Origin of the sequence: Pseudomonas quercus (genome assembly GCF_012033695.1) — a bacterium.
Classification (GTDB): Bacteria; Pseudomonadota; Gammaproteobacteria; order Pseudomonadales; family Pseudomonadaceae; genus Aquipseudomonas; species Aquipseudomonas quercus.
In genome coordinates, this window is sequence record NZ_JAAVJI010000012.1 from 83,491 (window position 1) to 101,871 (window position 18,381).

The 18,381-nt window shown below is 57.6% G+C and carries 20 protein-coding genes, 1 tRNA gene and 1 pseudogene; 7 read left to right on the plus strand and 15 right to left on the minus strand.

The window, feature by feature from the left end; all coding sequences use genetic code 11:
* Positions 1–111: 111 nt before the first annotated feature.
* From HBH25_RS17860 to HBH25_RS17870, 3 genes are all read right to left on the minus strand, one after another.
* Complete coding sequence (locus tag HBH25_RS17860) at positions 112–897, minus strand: MetQ/NlpA family ABC transporter substrate-binding protein (protein ID WP_168085293.1); 786 nt, start codon at positions 895–897, stop codon at positions 112–114.
* A 94-nt stretch (positions 898–991) separates the two neighbouring features.
* Positions 992–1,939 carry a sigma 54-interacting transcriptional regulator gene (locus tag HBH25_RS17865; RefSeq protein WP_168085294.1) on the minus strand — a complete coding sequence of 316 codons (948 nt, stop codon included), beginning with the start codon at positions 1,937–1,939 and terminating at the stop codon, positions 992–994.
* 39 nt (positions 1,940–1,978) lie between these two features.
* Complete coding sequence (locus tag HBH25_RS17870; protein WP_168085295.1) at positions 1,979–2,560, minus strand: alpha/beta hydrolase; 582 nt, start codon at positions 2,558–2,560, stop codon at positions 1,979–1,981.
* Positions 2,561–2,666: 106 nt separating this feature from the next.
* Here HBH25_RS17870 and HBH25_RS17875 point away from each other — a divergent pair, with 106 nt between their 5' ends.
* A complete protein-coding gene (locus HBH25_RS17875; protein WP_168085296.1) occupies positions 2,667–3,143 on the plus strand; it encodes an Mpo1 family 2-hydroxy fatty acid dioxygenase in 477 nt (158 codons plus the stop codon).
* Between the two features lie 7 nt (positions 3,144–3,150).
* Here HBH25_RS17875 and HBH25_RS17880 read toward each other — a convergent pair whose 3' ends face one another.
* The 5 genes from HBH25_RS17880 to oscA all read right to left on the minus strand — a co-directional run bounded on the left by HBH25_RS17880 (position 3,151) and on the right by oscA (position 7,187).
* Positions 3,151–4,122: a sulfate/molybdate ABC transporter ATP-binding protein gene (locus HBH25_RS17880; RefSeq protein WP_168085297.1), complete on the minus strand. Its 972-nt coding sequence runs from the start codon at positions 4,120–4,122 to the stop codon at positions 3,151–3,153.
* Between the two features lie 3 nt (positions 4,123–4,125).
* The gene (gene cysW / locus HBH25_RS17885; protein ID WP_168085298.1) at positions 4,126–4,998 is read right to left on the minus strand and encodes a sulfate ABC transporter permease subunit CysW; all 873 of its coding nucleotides are present in this window, start codon (positions 4,996–4,998) and stop codon (positions 4,126–4,128) included.
* Positions 4,999–5,008: 10 nt separating this feature from the next.
* Positions 5,009–5,827 carry a sulfate ABC transporter permease subunit CysT gene (gene cysT / locus HBH25_RS17890; RefSeq protein ID WP_168085299.1) on the minus strand — a complete coding sequence of 273 codons (819 nt, stop codon included), beginning with the start codon at positions 5,825–5,827 and terminating at the stop codon, positions 5,009–5,011.
* A gap of 68 nt (positions 5,828–5,895) precedes the next feature.
* Entirely contained in the window at positions 5,896–6,906 is a 1,011-nt protein-coding gene (locus HBH25_RS17895) for a sulfate ABC transporter substrate-binding protein (protein WP_168085300.1), read from the minus strand.
* A 98-nt stretch (positions 6,907–7,004) separates the two neighbouring features.
* Positions 7,005–7,187, minus strand: a complete 183-nt coding sequence (gene oscA, locus HBH25_RS17900) for a sulfur starvation response protein OscA (RefSeq protein WP_168085301.1) — start codon at positions 7,185–7,187, stop codon at positions 7,005–7,007.
* A gap of 273 nt (positions 7,188–7,460) precedes the next feature.
* Between oscA and desA the strand changes: the two genes are divergently transcribed.
* Together desA and HBH25_RS17910 are read left to right on the plus strand one after the other, a co-directional pair.
* Positions 7,461–8,645 (plus strand): delta-9 fatty acid desaturase DesA, encoded by a 1,185-nt coding sequence (gene desA, locus HBH25_RS17905; RefSeq protein WP_168085302.1) that lies wholly within the window; start codon positions 7,461–7,463, stop codon positions 8,643–8,645.
* A 158-nt stretch (positions 8,646–8,803) separates the two neighbouring features.
* The gene (locus HBH25_RS17910; RefSeq protein ID WP_324616909.1) at positions 8,804–9,793 is read left to right on the plus strand and encodes a GGDEF domain-containing protein; all 990 of its coding nucleotides are present in this window, start codon (positions 8,804–8,806) and stop codon (positions 9,791–9,793) included.
* A gap of 17 nt (positions 9,794–9,810) precedes the next feature.
* On the opposite strand, the gene HBH25_RS17915 is transcribed toward HBH25_RS17910, so the two are convergent.
* The 3 genes from HBH25_RS17915 to gabD form a co-directional block, all read right to left on the minus strand.
* Complete coding sequence (locus HBH25_RS17915; protein WP_168085304.1) at positions 9,811–11,037, minus strand: HDOD domain-containing protein; 1,227 nt, start codon at positions 11,035–11,037, stop codon at positions 9,811–9,813.
* 124 nt (positions 11,038–11,161) lie between these two features.
* On the minus strand, positions 11,162–12,439 hold the full coding sequence (gabT, locus tag HBH25_RS17920; protein ID WP_168085305.1) for a 4-aminobutyrate--2-oxoglutarate transaminase: 1,278 nt from the start codon (positions 12,437–12,439) through the stop codon (positions 11,162–11,164).
* A gap of 122 nt (positions 12,440–12,561) precedes the next feature.
* Complete coding sequence (gene gabD, locus HBH25_RS17925; protein WP_168085306.1) at positions 12,562–14,004, minus strand: NADP-dependent succinate-semialdehyde dehydrogenase; 1,443 nt, start codon at positions 14,002–14,004, stop codon at positions 12,562–12,564.
* Positions 14,005–14,262: 258 nt separating this feature from the next.
* Here gabD and HBH25_RS17930 point away from each other — a divergent pair.
* Positions 14,263–14,339: transfer RNA gene (locus tag HBH25_RS17930), tRNA-Arg, on the plus strand.
* A gap of 140 nt (positions 14,340–14,479) precedes the next feature.
* Complete coding sequence (locus tag HBH25_RS17935) at positions 14,480–15,337, plus strand: hypothetical protein (RefSeq protein ID WP_168085307.1); 858 nt, start codon at positions 14,480–14,482, stop codon at positions 15,335–15,337.
* On the opposite strand, the gene HBH25_RS17940 is transcribed toward HBH25_RS17935, so the two are convergent.
* Positions 15,297–15,926 carry a recombinase family protein gene (locus tag HBH25_RS17940; RefSeq protein ID WP_168085308.1) on the minus strand — a complete coding sequence of 210 codons (630 nt, stop codon included), beginning with the start codon at positions 15,924–15,926 and terminating at the stop codon, positions 15,297–15,299. The two genes, HBH25_RS17935 and HBH25_RS17940, sit on opposite strands and share 41 nt — an antisense overlap.
* A 166-nt stretch (positions 15,927–16,092) precedes the next feature.
* Between HBH25_RS17940 and HBH25_RS17945 the strand changes: the two genes are divergently transcribed.
* A complete protein-coding gene (locus HBH25_RS17945) occupies positions 16,093–16,749 on the plus strand; it encodes a DUF4145 domain-containing protein (RefSeq protein WP_168085309.1) in 657 nt (218 codons plus the stop codon).
* A gap of 43 nt (positions 16,750–16,792) precedes the next feature.
* On the opposite strand, the gene HBH25_RS17950 is transcribed toward HBH25_RS17945, so the two are convergent.
* From HBH25_RS17950 to HBH25_RS17960, 3 genes are read right to left on the minus strand one after another with little or no spacing between them, the layout of a single operon-like run.
* Positions 16,793–17,050: a hypothetical protein gene (locus tag HBH25_RS17950; protein WP_168085310.1), complete on the minus strand. Its 258-nt coding sequence runs from the start codon at positions 17,048–17,050 to the stop codon at positions 16,793–16,795.
* A gap of 12 nt (positions 17,051–17,062) precedes the next feature.
* Entirely contained in the window at positions 17,063–17,350 is a 288-nt protein-coding gene (locus tag HBH25_RS17955; protein WP_168085311.1) for a hypothetical protein, read from the minus strand.
* The gene (locus HBH25_RS17960) at positions 17,350–18,126 is read right to left on the minus strand and encodes a phage tail tape measure protein (RefSeq protein ID WP_168085312.1); all 777 of its coding nucleotides are present in this window, start codon (positions 18,124–18,126) and stop codon (positions 17,350–17,352) included. The genes HBH25_RS17955 and HBH25_RS17960 overlap by 1 nt, the downstream gene beginning before the upstream one ends.
* A 36-nt stretch (positions 18,127–18,162) precedes the next feature.
* Here HBH25_RS17960 and HBH25_RS17965 point away from each other — a divergent pair.
* Positions 18,163–18,330, plus strand: a pseudogene (locus HBH25_RS17965) (DDE-type integrase/transposase/recombinase); the annotation flags it as partial.
* Between the last annotated feature and the right edge of the window lie 51 nt (positions 18,331–18,381).

Below are 18,381 nucleotides of genomic sequence, written 5' to 3' on the forward strand. Positions count from 1 at the left end.
CCGATTGTGGAGGCGTGATTGTGGCTTTGCGCGAAGCATCATGCCTACAAGGCCTGTGCTATACGCACGGGCCCTGTAGGTGCCTGTAAAGTAGGCAGATAGAGAAGAAGCTTAGAAGGCGGGAAGTACCGCGCCGTTGTACTTTTTCTCGATGAAGGCTTTGACTTCAGGCGAGGTCAAGGCCTTGGCCAGCTTCTGGATGGCATCGCTGTTCTTGTTGTCCGGGCGGGCAACCAGGTAGTTCACGTAAGGCGAGTCGCTGCCTTCGATCACCAGCGCGTCCTTGGCAGGGTTCAGCCCGGCTTCCAGCGCATAGTTGGTGTTGATCATGTCCAGGTCAACTTCATTAAGCACGCGCGGCAGCATGGCCGATTCCAGCTCCTTGAACTTCAGGTTCTTGGTGTTGGTGGCGATGTCCTTGGGGGTAGCCAGGGCATTGCTAGGGTCTTTGAGGGTGATCAGGCCAGCCTTTTGCAGCAGCAGCAAGGCACGGCCACTGTTGCTGCCTTCGTTAGGAATGGCCACGGTAGCGCCATCCTTGAGGTCAGCCAGGCTTTTCACTTTCTTGGAGTAACCGCCGAAGGGCTCCACGTGAACGCCGACCACGGTTTCCAGGTGAGTGCCTTTGCCTTCATTGAAGCTGGTCAGGTAAGGCAGGGTCTGGAAATAGTTCGCGTCCAGGCGTTTCTGGTCAACCTGCACGTTAGGCTGCACATAGTCGGTGAACACCTTGATTTCCAGGTCCACACCTTCCTTGGCCAGCGTAGGTTTTACCAGCTCCAGAATTTCCGCGTGAGGAATAGGCGTAGCCGCTACGACTAGCTTCTCACCTGCATGGGTAAGACCTGCAACGGACAAAGCGGCAGCGAATGCGGAAAACAGTAAAGCCTTTTTCATGGAGGGTCCTTATTGGTCGAAGTGCCGTTAGGCTGGCATGACCACGACAATACGCAATTCCCTTATGCCATTGAAATATCTTTTTCATAGCTGCTTATGAATTATTCTCAAGCACAGCCGTATAGTGCTGCAGCAATGCCAATGCCGCTGCTTTTTCGCCCTTCGCTGACACCTTTATGCACTGTGCCAGATGATGTTCCAGGGCCGCCAAGTGGTTCCCTACCCCTGCCTGGTTAAGGTGATGGGGCAGAATGTCATCACCTTCACTGATCAGCAGTGCAAAGTGCACCACGTTCTCCAGTTCTCGTGTGTTGCCTGGCCAGGCATGGGCCAATAACAACTGCGCTGCGCCTTCGCTGAACGCTGGAACAGGCAGGCTGAGGCGGTGGCTGTACACGCCAAGAAAATAATCGGCAAGTGCCAGAATATCACCTGGCCGTTCACGCAAGGCAGGAAGCACAAGCCGGCCTTCATTCAGGTAGCGCCATAACTGCTCATTGAACTTGCCAGCCGCTACGGCACGGCTCAGGTCGATACTGGACGCTGCAACCAAGCGCACGTCCACAGGTGTGGGTTGCGCAGCTCCCAGGCGTATCACCTCATGGTTTTCCAGGGCGTCGAGCAAGGCCGCCTGGATGGTCAGTGGCAAGTCAGCAATTTCATCCAGGTAAAGGGTGCCGCCGTTGGCTGAACCAAACCAGCCCGCTCGGCTGGCGGCAGACCCCGGCGAGGCACCTGGGGCATGCCCGAACAGTTCGGCTTGCGCGTAAGCGGGGCTAAGGGCACCGCAATTAACCGATACAAACAGGCCGGTACGATCGCTGGCCTTGTGCAGATGCCGGGCGAGCAACTCTTTGCCTGTGCCGGTCTCGCCATGAATCAACACAGGCAGTGTGCTAGGTGCCAAGGCCTCCAGGCGCTCGCGTAAGGCTTTGGAGCGTGGGTCTACGAACACCAGCGCCTTGGCACGAATGCTCAAGGGGCTGCGGTCTGCATCCGGGAACGTTAGCAAGGGAAGGCCTGTAGCGGCGCTCAAACTCATGGGTTCACTCCTGCCCTGCCTGCTTGGCAAAGGGCGACATCATGCACGGCGGAGCGCGCTGCGTTGGGCGCGGTTTTGCAGGCGATACAGATAGGCAAAACCTTGCTCCCAGCGGCGATGGCCAGACTTCACGTTGATATGTCCTGCACCTGTCAGTACGCCTGCTTCGGCGCCCCAGTCTCTGGCCATGTCTAGCGCACGGGCGACTGTTACGGCAGGGTCATTGTCCGAAGCGACCACCTGGCTTGGGAAGGGCAGCAGGTTGCGCGGCACAGGAGCGAAGTTGGCCAATGCAGCAGGTCGGTTAGGCCGCTCCACATCTGCTGGCGCTACCAGTAGTGCGCCCCGTACACGTTGCAGCAAGTGGGCGGGAGCTTTCGCCGCCCAGTGCGCCACCGTGATGCAGCCCAGGCTATGAGCAATGATCACCGTAGGTTGGCTGCTTCGTTCAATGGCGTGGTGAAGTGCCGCTAACCAGTCGTCGCGATGGGGCGTCATCCAGTCGGCTTGTTCGAGCCAGTCGCTGTGAGGCAAGGTCACATGCCAGTGGTATTGCCAATGCTCCGACGACGACCCTTGCCAGCCGGGAACGATCAGGTATCGAATGGATTCAGTACGCATGATGGCATCTCCTGCCCCTGTCTGCTTTCATGAGACGAGTATAGGGATCCACCATATATACGTTAAGGAATAAGAAGCTATTTATTAATAACCAGGAATGCTAACAATGAAAACCCTGACACAGTACCTGGGGGACTACGCCGCTTATCACCGAGACCCCCGCAACGTTGCGACCCACTTTATCGGCATTCCATTTATCGTATTGGCGGTCGCGGTGCTGCTTTCCCGGCCTCATTGGCATGGCCTTTCTCCGGCTGTACTGGTGATGCTAGCCACTAGTGCGTTCTATATCCGGTTGGATAAGCCTTTGGGCTTTCTAATGGCGGCCATTCTCGGCCTTAGCCTGTGGTTCGGCCATGCCGTGGCCCTATTGTCCACCACACCCTGGCTGATCATCGGTATCGGGATGTTTGTGATTGGTTGGGCTATCCAGTTTCTGGGGCACCATTACGAAGGTCGAAAGCCTGCGTTTATCGATGACCTCAGCGGGCTGTTGATTGGCCCGCTGTTTGTGGTGGTGGAATTTGGCTTCCTGCTGGGGTTAGGCGCCGAACTCAAGGGGCAGATCGAACTGGCCGAGTAAGGCGCTGTTACCTGCTTTTAGGCTTGAAGAACAGCGTATCGCCTTTGTTCAGGCCTGAAAGGCTGTCGTGGTCCTTTACCACTTCGGCTTCGATCAGCTCATCCTGGCCTTCCATTTTCAGCGTGATCCGCGTGGTTGCGCCAAGCGGGCGAATATCGCGCACCTGGGCGGCATGGTGCGCGTCCAAGGCTGAACGCGACAACGCCACTTCATGGGGGCGAAACTGCATTGGCTGGTCCTGGCCCAGGTGCAAGCGGTTGGAGTCGCCCAGGAAGTGGTACACGAAATCGCTGGCCGGTTGTTCGTACACTTCGCCAGGCGAGCCGATCTGCTCGATCACGCCCTTGTTCATCACCACGATGCGATCCGCGACTTCCATGGCTTCTTCCTGGTCATGTGTCACAAACACAGACGTCAGGTTGATCTCCTCGTGCAAGCGGGCCAACCAGCGACGCAGCTCTTTACGTACCTTGGCATCCAGTGCGCCGAAGGGCTCATCCAGCAGCAGCACCTTGGGTTCCACCGCCAGGGCGCGGGCCAGGGCAATACGCTGCCGCTGGCCACCGGAAAGCTGCTCGGGGTAGCGGTCGGCTAGCCAATCCAGCTGCACCATGCTCAGTAACTCATGCACCTTTTCAGCAATCTTCGCCTCGCTTGGCCGCTCATGCTTGGCCTTCATCCGAAGGCCGAACGCTACGTTGTCGAACACGCTCATATGCCGGAACAAGGCGTAATGCTGAAACACGAAGCCCACATTGCGATCCCGCACATCATGGCCGGACACGTCTTCACCGTGGAACACGATGCTGCCTTGGTCCGGGGTTTCCAAGCCAGCAATGATGCGTAGGAGCGTGGTCTTGCCACACCCTGACGGCCCTAGCAGGGCGACCAGTTCGCCGCTGCGGATGTCCAGGTCGATACGGTCCAGGGCCTGGAACTGGTTGAAACGCTTGCTGACGTTACGTACTTCGATGGACATGGCTTATTCCTCCGCGGCGCTGTGGCGCAGGCGGTTAATACGGCTTTCGCTCCACTGCTTGAGCAGCAGAATGAACAGGGCGAGGGCCAGCAGAAGGCTGGCTACGGCGAAGGCAGCAACATGGTTGTATTCGTTGTAGAGAATTTCCACGTGCAGCGGCAAGGTGTTGGTCACCCCTCGAATATGGCCGGACACTACGGACACGGCGCCGAATTCACCCATGGCCCGTGCCGTGCACAGCACCACGCCATAGATCAGGCCCCAGCGGATGTTAGGCAGCGTGACATGCCAGAACATTTGCCAGCCATTGGCGCCCAGCAGGCGTGCAGCTTCTTCCTCCTGGGTACCCTGTTCCTGCATCAGCGGAATCAGCTCACGTGCGACGAAAGGCACGGTTACGAAAATGGTGGCCAGTACGATGCCTGGCAAGGCAAAGACAATCTGGATGTCGTGGTCTGACAGCCAGGGCCCCAGCACGCCACGGGCCCCAAACATCAGTATGTAAACCAAGCCGGCAATAACAGGCGATACCGAGAACGGCAAGTCGATCAGCGTGATCAGGAGGCTTTTGCCACGAAATTCATATTTGCTGGCACACCAGGCGGCGCTCACGCCGAATACCAGGTTCAGCGGTACCGAGATCGCGACGGCCAGTACGGTCAGTTTCAAGGCGCTGAGCGCATCAGGTTCCAGCATGGCGCTGAAAAAGGTACCCGCGCCTGCTTTAAGGGCCTGGGACACTACGATAAACAGTGGCAACAGCAAAAACAGTGCAAAAAACAACCAGGCCAGGGTGATAAGCACCCTTCTGGCTACAGGGCTGCCACGCCGGGCAGCATTGGCCGCCTGTGCGGCCGAAACGGTCGAACTGGACATGGGCCTTTCCTCAAGGAGTTTCGATACGGCGCTGAAGCAGGTTGATCAGCAGCAGCAGGATGAACGACACCACCAGCATCAGCACACCAATGGCGGTAGCGCCGGTGTAGTCGTACTGGTCCAGCTTGACCATGATCAGCAGCGGCAGAATCTCGGTTTTCATCGGCATGTTGCCCGCGATGAAAATCACTGAGCCGTACTCTCCTACTCCGCGTGCGAAGGCCAGTGCAAAGCCGGTGAGCCAGGCCGGGAACAAGGCAGGGGCCAGGATGTGGCGAAACACCTGCCAAGGTTTTGCACCCAGGCAGGCCGCTGCCTCTTCAACCTCCCTGGGAATATCGGCCAGCACGGGCTGTACCGTACGCACCACAAAGGGCAGCGTTACGAAGGTAAGCGCCAGGGTGATACCCAAGGGGGTGTAGGCAATCTTGAAGCCCAGGCCCGTAGCGAATTGGCCTACCAGGCCATTGGGGGCGTAGAGGGCTGTTAACGCGATACCGGCTACCGCCGTAGGCAGCGCAAAAGGCAGATCGATCATGGCATCGATGATGCGCCGGCCTGGAAAGCTGTAGCGTACCAGCACCCAAGCCAGCAGTGTGCCCATCACGCCGTTGAGTAGCGCAGCGTACAGGGCTGTTGCGAAGCTGAGCTTGAGCGCGGCGAGCACGCGAGGGGCGCTGACAATGGCCCAGAACTGGTCAAGGCTTAGTTGCGCAGCATTGACGAACATGGCCCCGAGGGGGATCAGCACAATCAAACTGAGGTACACCAAGGTGTAGCCCAGCGTCAGCCCGAAGCCGGGTATGACGGGAGAGATCCGACGCGACATAAAGGTCCTTGTGTTAAACGAACCGAGCCCGGGCTATACCCGGGCGCGTTCTTGCCAGTACCTGAAAACTACTGGGCCTGGTAGATCTGGTCGAAGATCCCGCCATCGTTGAAGAACTTTGGCTGGGCAGTTTTCCAGCCGCCGAAGTCTTTGTCGATCGTCACCAGGTTCAGTGCCGGGAACGTGGCCTCGTATTTTTTCGCCACTTCGGCGTTACGTGGGCGATAGAAGTTTTTCGCAGCAATTTCCTGCCCAGCTGGGCTATAGAGGTGCTCCAGGTAGGCCGTGGCAATGGCTGTATTGCCCTTTTTCTCTGCGTTCTTGTCTACAACGGCTACGGGAGGCTCGGCCAGTATCGACAGTGAAGGCGTTACGATGTCGAACTTGTCAGCCCCACCGTCCTCTTTCAACGCCAAGTGCGCTTCGTTTTCCCAGGCTAGCAGCACATCGCCTTGGCCATTGTTGACAAAGGTAATGGTCGAGCCGCGGGCACCGGTGTCCAGTACAGGTACGTGCTTGAACAGCTGCTGCACATAGGCCTTGGCCTTGGCTTCATCACCGTTGTTGGCCTTCAGGCCATAGGCGTAGGCGGCCAGGAAGTTCCAGCGCGCACCACCCGAGGTTTTAGGGTTAGGGGTAATGACCGATACGCCATCTTTTACCAGGTCGCCCCAGTCTTTGATGCCCTTGGGGTTGCCCTTGCGCACAAGGAATACAATGGTGGAGGTGTAGGGCGTGCTCGCCTCTGGCAGCCGCTTTTGCCAATCGGCAGGCAATTTCTTGCTCAGGTTGGCGATTTCATCGATATCGCCGGCCAGTGCCAGGGTTACCACATCGGCAGGCAAGCCATCGATCACCGACCTGCCCTGCTTGCCCGACCCGCCATGGGACTGCTGGATTTTTACAGCGTCATCCGGATGCTGCTGTTTCCAGTAGCTCACAAATTCCGCGTTGTATTCCTGGTACAGCTCCCGTGTGGGGTCGTAAGACACGTTCAGCAGTTCGTAATCCTTGGCAACAGCAGAGCCTGTGAACAGCGCAGCAGCCAAGGCGGCAAGCGCGTAACGGCGGGTGGACATGGTGATGCTCCTGATGGCAGCGCTTTATTAGGCTTTGTACGAAAAGTGGCTGCCAAAGGGCGGCGACTTCCGGTTGTCCGGTGGCCAGCGTTAAGCCTTTAGCTTGATTTAGGACCTGCCTGTTGCAGGCGGAATTTTTCCTTTCGCTCGATCTGTACGACCTGAGCGTTATGAACCGTGATCTCCACCGCGCCAAAACGCAGATCACGCAACGCGCTCTGAATTTCTCGAAGAATCGCGGTTTCGTCCTGCCCGTCGACGCTACGCAGTGGTGCGCTCATGGTTAGCTCCTGAAAAAAGAATGGCCTGGTGCGGTACCCGGCATAGGCGCACTATAAAAGCGTGACTTTATTCTTAAAAATAATATTTAAGAATTTTTATAGACTTAAAAGTAATAAAAAGACCTTATGCGAATGAGGTTTAACGCTAGGAAATATCTACTTACCAAAGAATCGGCTTATCCCCGACCCTTCACCCCGGGTGGCTGGTGATTGCCTGGTATTACCGATAGATTCAGCAGCGTTATTCAACACCTGACCGAGGCTTTTCCACCTATGTGGTACAACGGTTTGCTGGACCTGACCCCTTGGCAAGTGGTCGCTGCAACGCTGCTGCTTACGCATGTCACTATCGTTGGCGTGACGGTTTACCTGCACCGCTATTCGGCCCACCGCTCGTTGGAACTCAATGGCGGCCTGAAGCACTTCTTCCGTTTCTGGCTTTGGCTGACCACAGGCCAGAACACCCGCGAATGGACGGCTATCCACCGCAAGCACCATGCTAAATGCGATACCCCGGACGATCCTCACAGCCCCGTTATCAAAGGGTTGAGCACAATCTTGCGCACGGGCGCAGAGCTGTACCGTGAAGAAGCCAAGAATGCGGAAACCCTGCGCATCTATGGCAAGAATTGCCCTGATGACTGGATTGAGCGCAACCTGTACAGCCGCTTCACAATGGGTGGGATCGTGCTAATGGCGCTGATCGACCTGGCCTTGTTTGGCGTGATCGGCATCACAGTGTGGGCCGTGCAAATGATGTGGATTCCCGTATGGGCCGCGGGTGTCGTGAACGGGCTAGGCCACGCGGTGGGCTACCGCAATTTCGAATGCCGGGATGCAGCCACCAATCTGGTGCCGTGGGGCATCATCATTGGCGGGGAAGAACTGCACAATAACCATCACACCTACCCTAACTCCGCCAAGCTGTCGGTAAGAAAGTGGGAATTCGATATGGGCTGGCTGTGGATTCGCGTGTTCAGCGCACTGCGCCTTGCGAAGGTGAACCGGGTAGCGCCCATTGCTCATCGAATTCCTGGCAAGGGCTCCATGGACATGGACACGGCCATGGCTATCTTGAACAACCGTTTCCAGATCATGGCCCAGTACCGCAAACAGGTGATCGGCCCCTTGGTGAAACAGGAGCTGGCACGGGTGGACCATTCCGTTCGCCACCGCCTGCACAGGGCCAAACGGCTGCTGTCACGTGAGCCCAGCTTGCTGGACGACCAGCACCACGCGCGCATCAACAGCATGCTGGAGACCAGCCACGCACTGAAGGTGATCTATGAAAAACGCCTTGCCTTGCAGCTTATCTGGGCACGCACCAGTGCCAATGGCCATGACATGCTCGCCGCTATCAAGGAATGGGTTCAAGAAGCCGAGGCAAGCGGCATTCAGTCGTTGCATGAGTTCGCTGGCAACCTCAAAACGTATTCATTGCGCCCTGCCATGGCGTGATCCAATCGGAGCCGGAAGCCTGCCCAAGCCCAGATTCAGGGAACTTTGGGTCTGTTTTCCGCTCTGAGGAAGACCCTCGCTGGTTCGGCGGGCCTTATCATGGCCACCTGTCGGTGGGCTCACCCTCGACCTCGACGTGTTCCCAAGAAGCCGTGATGATGGCCAACACACCTGCTCCCTCCACATCGCTTGAGCAAATTCCGGAAGCTGCGGAAACCCTGCTTGCCCTTATGCATGCCCAGGGTGAAGTGGCGCGGCTAAAAGAGCGGGAAGAGCTGTTCAGTGCGCTGCTGGTCAGTGTGAATGCCGTGTTATGGGCATTCGATTGGGAAACCCAGCAAATGGTGTACGTAAGCCCTGCTTACGAGCGCATCTTCGGTCGCTCCGCCGGGCTGCTGTTGGCCGACTTCAACGAATGGCGGGACAGCATCTACCCGGATGATCTGGACTACGCCGAGCGCAGCCGTGCTGAAGTGCTGGAAAAGGGGGCTGTGGAAGACCGTGAATACCGGATCATTCGTGCTGACGGGCAAATTCGCTGGCTGAGCGACAAGTGCTTCATTAGCCATCGCCCTGAATCTGGCCAGCGGGTGATTGTGGTAGGCATCGCCGAAGACATCACCGAAAAGAAGCACCTGGAAGACGAACTCCAACGTCTTGCCACCACTGACGTGCTTACCCAGAGCAGCAACCGCCGGCACTTCTTCGAATGCGCCCACCGTGAGTTCGAGCAATCCAGGCTCAATGACACGCCCATGGCCTTCCTGCTGCTGGACATCGATGATTTCAAGATGATCAACGACACCTATGGCCACCAGGACGGTGACCTGGTGCTTCAGCGCATTGCTGAAAGTGGCAAGGGTGCCTTGCGCCGAGGCGACCTGTTCGGCCGCATTGGCGGTGAGGAGTTTGCAGCGGTGTTTCCAGGCTGTGCGCCGGATATGGCGCGGCAGATCGCCGAACGCCTGCAACGAGAAGTGCAACGCTTAAGCTTTAGCCGCAATGGCAAAAGCTATGGCGTAACCGTCAGCCAGGGCCTGACCAACCTCAAGGCCGATGATGAGGCCTTGGACAATCTCTATTCCCGTGCCGATGCGGCCATGTACCAGGCCAAACGCCAGGGCAAGAACCAAATCATCATGTCCTGAAACAGGTACCTGTGCGCTCAGGTGCCAGCGGCCACAATCCCTACGTTTTTGCGCAACGCCGTTAGCTCTGCTACCTCTACGCCCAATAGGCGCCCTGCCTTGCTGTTGGCCACAAGCTGGATGTCCGCTTGTGCAGGCAGGTTCACCAATTGGCCAGCCAGGTTCATCACCAGCGACGGCTTGCCGTAGACGCCCATTAGCGCATACACCGAGGCGATCAAGTCTCGCAGGTCGTGAGGCAGGCGCCAACGCGCACGCAGGGCCGAACCATAGTTGGGACCGAACCGATCAAGTGAAGCGCTGACTTGGGCTGCTTCCAGTGCACCCCCGGCCAGGGTCCACTCGTGCAACGTGCGCAATAGGGCCAGCTCACCCAGCCTGTGCAATAAACCCGCGCAATAGCACAGCTCGTGATCGACGCCTTGCTGGCGCGCTAGTGTACGGGCCAGCTCTGCGGTTTGCCGGGACAGCGTCCAGTACGCTTGGGCCTGCTCGGCCAGCAGGGGGTTATCCAGCCTTGCGCTGCGCTTTAGCGCCAACCCCAGAATAAGGTTCATGCTTTGGGTAGCACCTAACTGGCTCAGGGCCTGCAACAGTGTCGTAGCCGGGGCTTCACGCTGACGTGCAGCGCTGTTGGCCGCTGCCAACAGAACGGCCGTGATCTGCGGGTCACGTCGGATATCTTGCTCCAGCAACCGAAGGTTCAGGGTTCGGGCCTTTAGGCTGCGCACCACGGCATCATGCACTTCGCTCATTATGGGGGCGCCATCGGAGGCCTCCCGCCGCATGTCCAGAAAGCTGTTCAGGTCGATACCCGGCATCACGGGTGGAAGCTCACAGACGATGGCTTCGCCGTTGTCGAGGAGCAAGGCGCTGAGGCGTTCACGCAGGGCTTCAAAATTAAGGGGCTTGCTCAGGTAAGCGGTAGGCTGGAGCGGCACGACATCACGCACACTGGAGCTGTCACTACGGCTGCTCAGCAGAATGAATGGCAACCCCGGTACGGCCCCGCCACGGCGAACCTGCCGCAGCAACTCCAAGCCATCCGTACCTGATAGCTCCCGACTGGCGATGACAAGGTCCGGCAGGTTTTCCAGTGCCTGCAAAGCTTGCTTACCGTTTTCACACAGCTCGACCTTGGCATCGCAGCGCACGCTTAACAGCAGCTGCATGAGCAGGTCCCGGCTCCAGGGGTCTGACTCAGCGACCAGTATCCGTGGCACAGCAGTTGATAGCCCGATCATGGAGCCTCTCTGATGGCGGTAGTGCAGCATCCAGTCCTTAAAAAGGTATAGGCGGCTATGCCCAGTTCTCCAAATAAAAAACCCGCCTTCCGGCGGGTTCCTTGTGCTCAGGGAAACCGGTACATCACAGCTCGGCGAAGCAGGCTTCCAGAATAGCCAGGCCTTGGTCGAGTTGCTCAGTAGGCGCGGTAAGCGGCACCAGAATGCGCAGTACATTGCCGTAAGTACCGCAGGACAGCAGGATCAGGCCCTTTTCGCGAGCTTTGGCAACCACCTGTGCCACAGCAGCGGCATTGGGTTTATGGCTGTCGCCGCCTTCGAACAGCTCGATCGCAATCATGGCGCCCAGGCCACGTACGTCGCCGATCACCGGGTACTTAGCCTGAAGGCTGCGCAGGCGCGAGGTCAGGTGCTCGGCCACATCCTTGCAGCGTTGCAGCAGTTGCTCCTCCTCAAACACCTCCATCACCGCCAACGCAGCCGCGCAACCCAGCGGGCTACCTGCATAGGTGCCACCCAAGCCGCCGGGTGCGATAGCGTCCATGAGCTCGGCCTTGCCACACACGCCCGCCAACGGGAAACCGCCTGCGATGGATTTGGCAAAGGTAGTGAGGTCTGGCACTACACCCATCTGCTCCATGGCGAAGAAAGTTCCTGTACGGCCGGCGCCCGTTTGAACTTCATCGGCGATCAACAGAATGCCGTGCTGGTCACACAGGGCACGCAGGCGCTGCATAAAGGCCTTGGGCGGCACATAGAAGCCGCCTTCGCCCTGAACCGGCTCAATGATGATGGCCGCGATGTCACGTGGCTCAGCGTCGTTCTTGAAGATGCGCTCGATGCTGGCAATGGAGTCGTCGACGCTCACGCCATGCAGTTCACAGGGGAACAGGGCGCGGAATACGCTACCTGGCATCAGGCCCATGCCCGCCGAGTAAGGCACGACCTTGCCGGTCAGGCCCAGGGTCATCATGGTACGGCCATGGTAGGCGCCGGTGAAGGCAATCACGCCGGCACGGCCCGTTGCAGCACGGGCAATCTTCACGGCGTTCTCGACGGCTTCTGAGCCTGTGGTAACCAGCAGGGTCTTCTTGGCGAAGTCGCCGGGCACCTTTTCGTTTATTTTCTCGCACAGCTCCACGTAGGGCTCGTAAGCCAACACCTGGAAGCACGTGTGGGTCAGCTTGTGCAGCTGAGCTTCGACTGCGGCGATGATCTTCGGATGTACGTGGCCGGTATTCAATACGGCGATGCCACCCGCGAAATCGATAAATTCGCGGCCTTCCACGTCGGTCACGGTGGAGTTCTTCGCGTGGTCAGCAAAGATGGGGTGGATCTGGCCGACACCACGCGGTACAGCAGCCATACGCCGCTGCATCAGGGATTCGTTGGTCTTGCTCATGGAAGCTCCTCAATCGCCGCTCATCGTCGGCGCTGATCGGGATGAGGCACTTCGACGAAGCTGGGCAGCATGCGATGATCGACTGCCCAGCGGTACTCAGTGCCTGAAAGTAACTGCCGGCGTTAAACGCTCAGGCAGAGGTATTTGATTTCCAAGTAGTCTTCGATGCCGTACTTGGACCCTTCACGGCCCAGGCCGGAGGCCTTCACGCCACCGAAGGGCGCCACTTCGTTGGAGATCAGGCCGGTGTTGATCCCCACCATGCCGTACTCCAGCGCTTCGGCTACGCGGAACACACGGCTCAGGTCCCGGGCGTAGAAGTAGGACGCCAGGCCGAATTCGGTGTCGTTAGCAGCTGCAATCACTTCGGCTTCATCTTTGAAGCGGAACAGTGGTGCCAGCGGGCCAAAGGTTTCTTCCTTGGCCACAGCAGCGTTCGCAGGCACGTTCAACAGCACGGTAGGCTGGAAGAAGTTGCCCTCGATCTGCTCGCCGCCAAACAGCACGGTGGCGCCTTTGCCAACGGCGTCAGCAATGTGCTCCTTGACCTTGGCCACGGCCTTTTCATCGATCATTGGGCCTGTGGTAGTGCCCTCTTCAAGGCCATTACCGATTTTCAGTTTGGCCACGGCAGCTTTCAGTTTCTCGGCGAAAGCGTCGTACACGCCGTCCTGCACGTAGAGACGGTTGGCACACACACAGGTTTGGCCGTTGTTGCGGTACTTGGAAATCATGGCGCCTTCGACGGCCTTATCCAGGTCCGCGTCGTCGAACACGATAAAGGGCGCGTTGCCACCCAGCTCCAAAGACACTTTCTTGATGTCCTGGGCACATTCAGCCATCAGCTGGCGGCCGATATCGGTAGAGCCTGTGAACGACAGCTTGCGCACGATGGGGTTGCTGGTCAGCTCGCCGCCCACTTCACCGGCGCTGCCGGTCACAACGTTGAATACGCCTTTAGGGATGCCGGCACGCTCGGCCAGTTCGGCCAGGGCCAGGGCCGAGTACGGGGTTTGCGAAGCGGGCTTTAGCACCATGGTGCAGCCAGCGGCCAAGGCCGGGCCGGCTTTGCGGGTGATCATCGCTGCCGGGAAGTTCCAGGGCGTGATAGCCGCAGTAACACCGATAGGCTGCTTGATTACGATCAGGCGCTTGTCTGGCTGATGGCCAGGGATTACGTCGCCGTAAACGCGCTTGGCTTCCTCAGCGAACCACTCCAGGAAAGAAGCGGCGTAGGCGATTTCGCCCTTGGCTTCAGCCAGCGGCTTGCCCTGCTCCAGGGTCATGAGGCGGCCCAGGTCGTCCTGGTGCTCCAGCATCAGCTCATACCAGCGGCGCAGCTTGGCGGCGCGCTCCTTGGCAGTCAGGGCACGCCAGGCCGGCAGGGCGCGGTCGGCGGCTTCGATGGCCCGGCGGGTTTCAGCCTGGCCCATCTTCGGTACAGTACCCAGGGTTTCACCCGTGGCCGGGTTGGAGACGTTGAGCGTCTGGCCACTGTCGGCATCGGCCCAGGCGCCTTCTACATAGGCTTGCTGGCGGAACAATTGAGCATCTTTAAGCTGCATGTCGGCTCCCATGGCGGGCTTCGCCGTGGCGAAACCTGAAGTTGGCGGAGAATGGCCCAGGCATCGGGCGTTTGAAATCTCAAACGCATCCTAGGATCTGGGGTAAAAAAGGACAAGGGGTGTTCGAAAAAAAGAACATCCTGGTGAATAAGGGTGTTGGTTTTGCTTCTGTTTATAGGACCGTACAGTTTCTGAAACGATGCATAGCCTGAGAGGATGGACGGGCACCCCGTACATGGGTATCATGGCGCCCGCGTTGCACTCGTAGCTCAGCTGGATAGAGTACTGCCCTCCGAAGGCAGGGGTCATGGGTTCGAATCCCGTCGAGTGCGCCATAGAATTCAAAGAGTTAGCCTCACTTTGCTACACGCGCTCCCTTGCTATGGGTGCAGAGTGGGTGCAAACGAAAAATTAAGCCCCGTACAGTTCTCTGGCGGGGCTTTTTTGTATTCTTGAAGCCAGCCAGGGCCTGCCAATGGATTGGACCGATTTTCTCCTTAACACCCTTGTATCCGCATCTGCGGGCACGGTTCTAACCGGGTTGCTCGCCTTCCTGTTCAAAACGTGGATTACCGAACGCCTAACTAGCTCCATTAGACATGAGTACGACAGTAAGCTTGAGCAGCTAAAGTCTGATCTTAAAGCTCAAGCTGATGAAAATCTTGCTCTGCTCAAAGCGGAGCTTGATCTACAAGCTGAGCGGTTAAAAATTGCTTCGGCATCATTCTCAGACGTACAGAAAGCGACGATAGCCAAAAAGATTGAAGCGGTAGACCATATTTGGGGAGCAACGCGCAGAGCCCGGGGATTAGTACCCGGGGTCGTCACATTGCTAGATGTGCTTACCGATGAAGAGCTATCGAACCTCTCTGCATCTCCCCAGCTTAGAGATATGCTCGCCCTGATCCGAGCGGTCAAACCGATGCAGCTATTGCCAGAGATTTTTGGCGATGCTGACATTGCCCGACCTCATGTTGGTGAATATATCTGGGCGCTATTTTCTACTTATCATGGCCTTTTGAGTCGAATGATCCTTTTGGTCTGTGGAACCAGAGATGATAGTGATCGCCGCTGGTTTCGAGATCAAGGTGTTCTAAAGCTAGTCGGATCTGCGTTCGGCAATCAGAAACGCACGGAATTTTCTACACTGACTTCAGGCCAGTTCACCTGGTTGCAGATTGAATTTGAGCGAAGACTGTTTTCCGCATTTGATCGACTATTGACTGGCAAGGCATTTAGCGAGGCAGCTTTGAATCAGGCGGTTGAAATGGAGCAAATGTTAGCTCGCGTAATCAAGCCAGATGCGGATGGGTTAGTCCGCCCCGTATCCTAAGCACCGTAGTAGTCGAGCAGTTGGCGTGCCTGGCCGTAGCCCGGATGCCCATCCCCGCCTTGAGTAGTTCCTTCACCCGCTTGTGAAGATCTGGGTCTACGGGTCGGCCCTTGTACTTGCCCTCGGCCCTGGCCTTCTCGATACCTTGGGCCTGCCGCTCGCGCCGCTGCTCGTAATCCTTGCGCGCAATGGCCGCCATCATCTCCACCAGCATCGAGTTGATAGCCGCCAGCATTCGGCCGGTGAACTCATCCCCTTTCGTGCTCTGCATCCCTTGGTGGCTCGTAGGCAGATCCAGGGCAACGATGCGCAGGCCCTTCGAATCAATGGCCGCCTTGAGCTTTTGCCAGTCGTCCAGCGGCAGGCGTGACAGTCGGTCGATGGACTCCACCAGCAGCACATCGCCCTTGCGAGCATCTTTTAGCAAGCGCAGCAGCTCAGGACGGTTGGCAGCGGCGCCACTGGCGTTCTCCTGGTACACGCTGGCGATGCCCTGGCGGTGCTCGCCGGCGAATTGTTCAAGCGAATCGCGGGCCCGGCCGGCGTCCTGCTCATCGGTCGAGGCTCGAAGGTAGGCACGAATGAACATGAGGGGGTGCTCCGTATCAGTAAAGGTGTCTCACTAATACTGTTGCACTTTGAGTGTCACTTATCAAGCGAAAAGGTCACATTTGGCTCAATCTGGCTGTATCAGCTCAGGCATACCCTTAGGATCCATGTACCATGGAAGCAAACTCGCTTATCAAGGAAAGGTCATGGCAGCAAAAACTGTGGTCCCCACATTCAAAGGAAAAAGCTTTACCTGTATTCATTGCAGCACGCTTACCACAATGCGGTGGTGGCGACTCTTCTTTAATGAAAATGGGTATAACCAGCGTTCAGGGCTATTTCTATGCGAATGCTTCAATTGTGAGAAGCGAAGCATTTGGATTCCTGATGATGAGGAGGAGGAAACTGGACGGCTTGTCTTCCCAACTTCTATATCCTCTCCCCGCGCACACGATAAAATTCCTGAGAATTGTGCGAGCGATTTCGAAGAAGCCCGCTGCATCTGTGGAGATTCACCGAGAGGTGCCGCTGCTATTTTGCGATTATGCCTTCAAAAGCTCCTTGCTCATTTGGGCGGCGAAGGCGAGCACATAGATACGGATATAAAAAAGCTAGTGGCCAGCGGTCTTGACCCGCACATTCAAGAAGCTTTGGATGTGATTAGGGTTACTGGCAACAACGCGGTTCACCCGCTCGAAATGAACCTTGAAGACGATCAAGACAGCGTGCTCGTCCTCTTCGAGATGATCAATTTGATAGTAGAGGAAAGAATTGCAAGACCTCAGCGCATCCGAGAGCGCTTTGATAACCTGCCGGAGAAGGCCAAAGCAGCGATTGAAAAACGAGACAAGCCCAAGCAATAAGCAAAAAAAGGCCGGAGACCCCGGCCATAATGTCCACACCCCCTCAGGTGTTCATGACAACCGGCACCCTGGCCCGAACACGGTCGCTCTGGTTTGGCCAGGGTGCCGGGCTGTAGTCGGGATGCTCAGGCAGTGCGAGCTGGGCGCCAAACGTGCGCAGGGGCTGGCCGGTACCGCTGGAGTACAGCAGGCCCGAGGCCACGGCGTTGTCATAGGCGGCCAGGTCAAGGTATGCGGCACGCAGTGTATCGGCAGCGGCCGCGCGTTCGCTCTGAAGTTGGGTTAAGGGTTTTAGAGCCATTCGGTGCCTCCTTCATTTGCTGAGATTTTGGCCGGCTGCCCAGTGCTGACCTGGCCGTAACAGTTTGTCGGTGATGCGGCTAACTTCAGGCGCTGAATCACGCAGCGCCAAGGCCACTACCTGAGCGGGATGCTGCTCGAAGTACGGGTGCATAGCTGCTAGGCACAGGGTCGAGAAATATCCAGATTGCCGCATGAGCTCCCGCAGTTCAGCAGCGGTGCCCGTCTTCGCTTGGGCAAGGCAATAGTTGCTAAAGGCCTCAGCGATCACCCCGGCCAGCTCGGCGCGATTGACTTCCATCAGCGTCTCCCGTTGATTACAGTGCGGATGTTTCCACCTGGGGCCAGAGACCTTGCCTCAAACTTCTTCCAGCTAGCTTCAATCACCTTCCCTTGCTGACTAGCCCATTCATTGATCGCTGCATTGTCCGTGTTCGACGTGGCGCTTGCCGCCCCATCGCTAGTAATTTGAACCGTCACGTTGATGTCTCCGCCGCCCCTGCTGGGGGACCTGGAAGCTATCGGTAAAGGCGCTGTATCGACGTAGCCGCCATCGGCATATCCCTTTGCATTCAGCCCCTCCAGGTAGTTGCGCATCCCTGGCTGACTGACCACTTCCTTACGCAAGACGAACTCACCGCCGTGGACTACTCCGGCCGGGTCGTACTTGCCGCCGTCGCCGGTGTAACCGCCACTGGACATACCGTTGCCCAACCAACTGGAGAAGGCACTGCCGGTGTAACCTGCCGCCGTGCTACCGGCTGAGGCTGCCGCACCGCTCCCTATGCTTCCTACGGCCCCAGCCACGGTATTGAATATGCCCACCAATGCTTGCCGGGCAGCGATATGGGCCAGGTCGCTAATAACCGATTCAGCAAAACCGGAGAACGATGCCTTGCCGGTGGTTGCGAAGGTGGCCACCGCGTCTTCCATTCCCGAAAAGGCATCGGTTACTAGATTGCGGCTCTGCTCGGCCATGTTATTGGCTGTTTCGTAATAGTTGGCAACTGCTGACCTTGCACCCAGTGTCCAATCCTGCTGTGCCTGGTCTACCTGATGGTAGTAGTCCTCCTGCATTGCCAAGCGCCGCTCCAGGGCGCTTTGAAGGGCAACGGCAGGCCACAAGGCGTGCTATTTCACAGCGATCAAGGTAGCCAATATGCCAGCCGTAGTTTCCGTCAGCGGCTGTAGCGCTATCGGATAACTCAAAGCATGAGCCGACGGGGGAACTGCTATGACAACGCGCCCACGGAGCGGCTGTTTCGGAGCTTGAAAACAGAGCTTGCAGTAACCATCGTTTCACCGCCACACTTAAGCGCCCCACTAGCATCA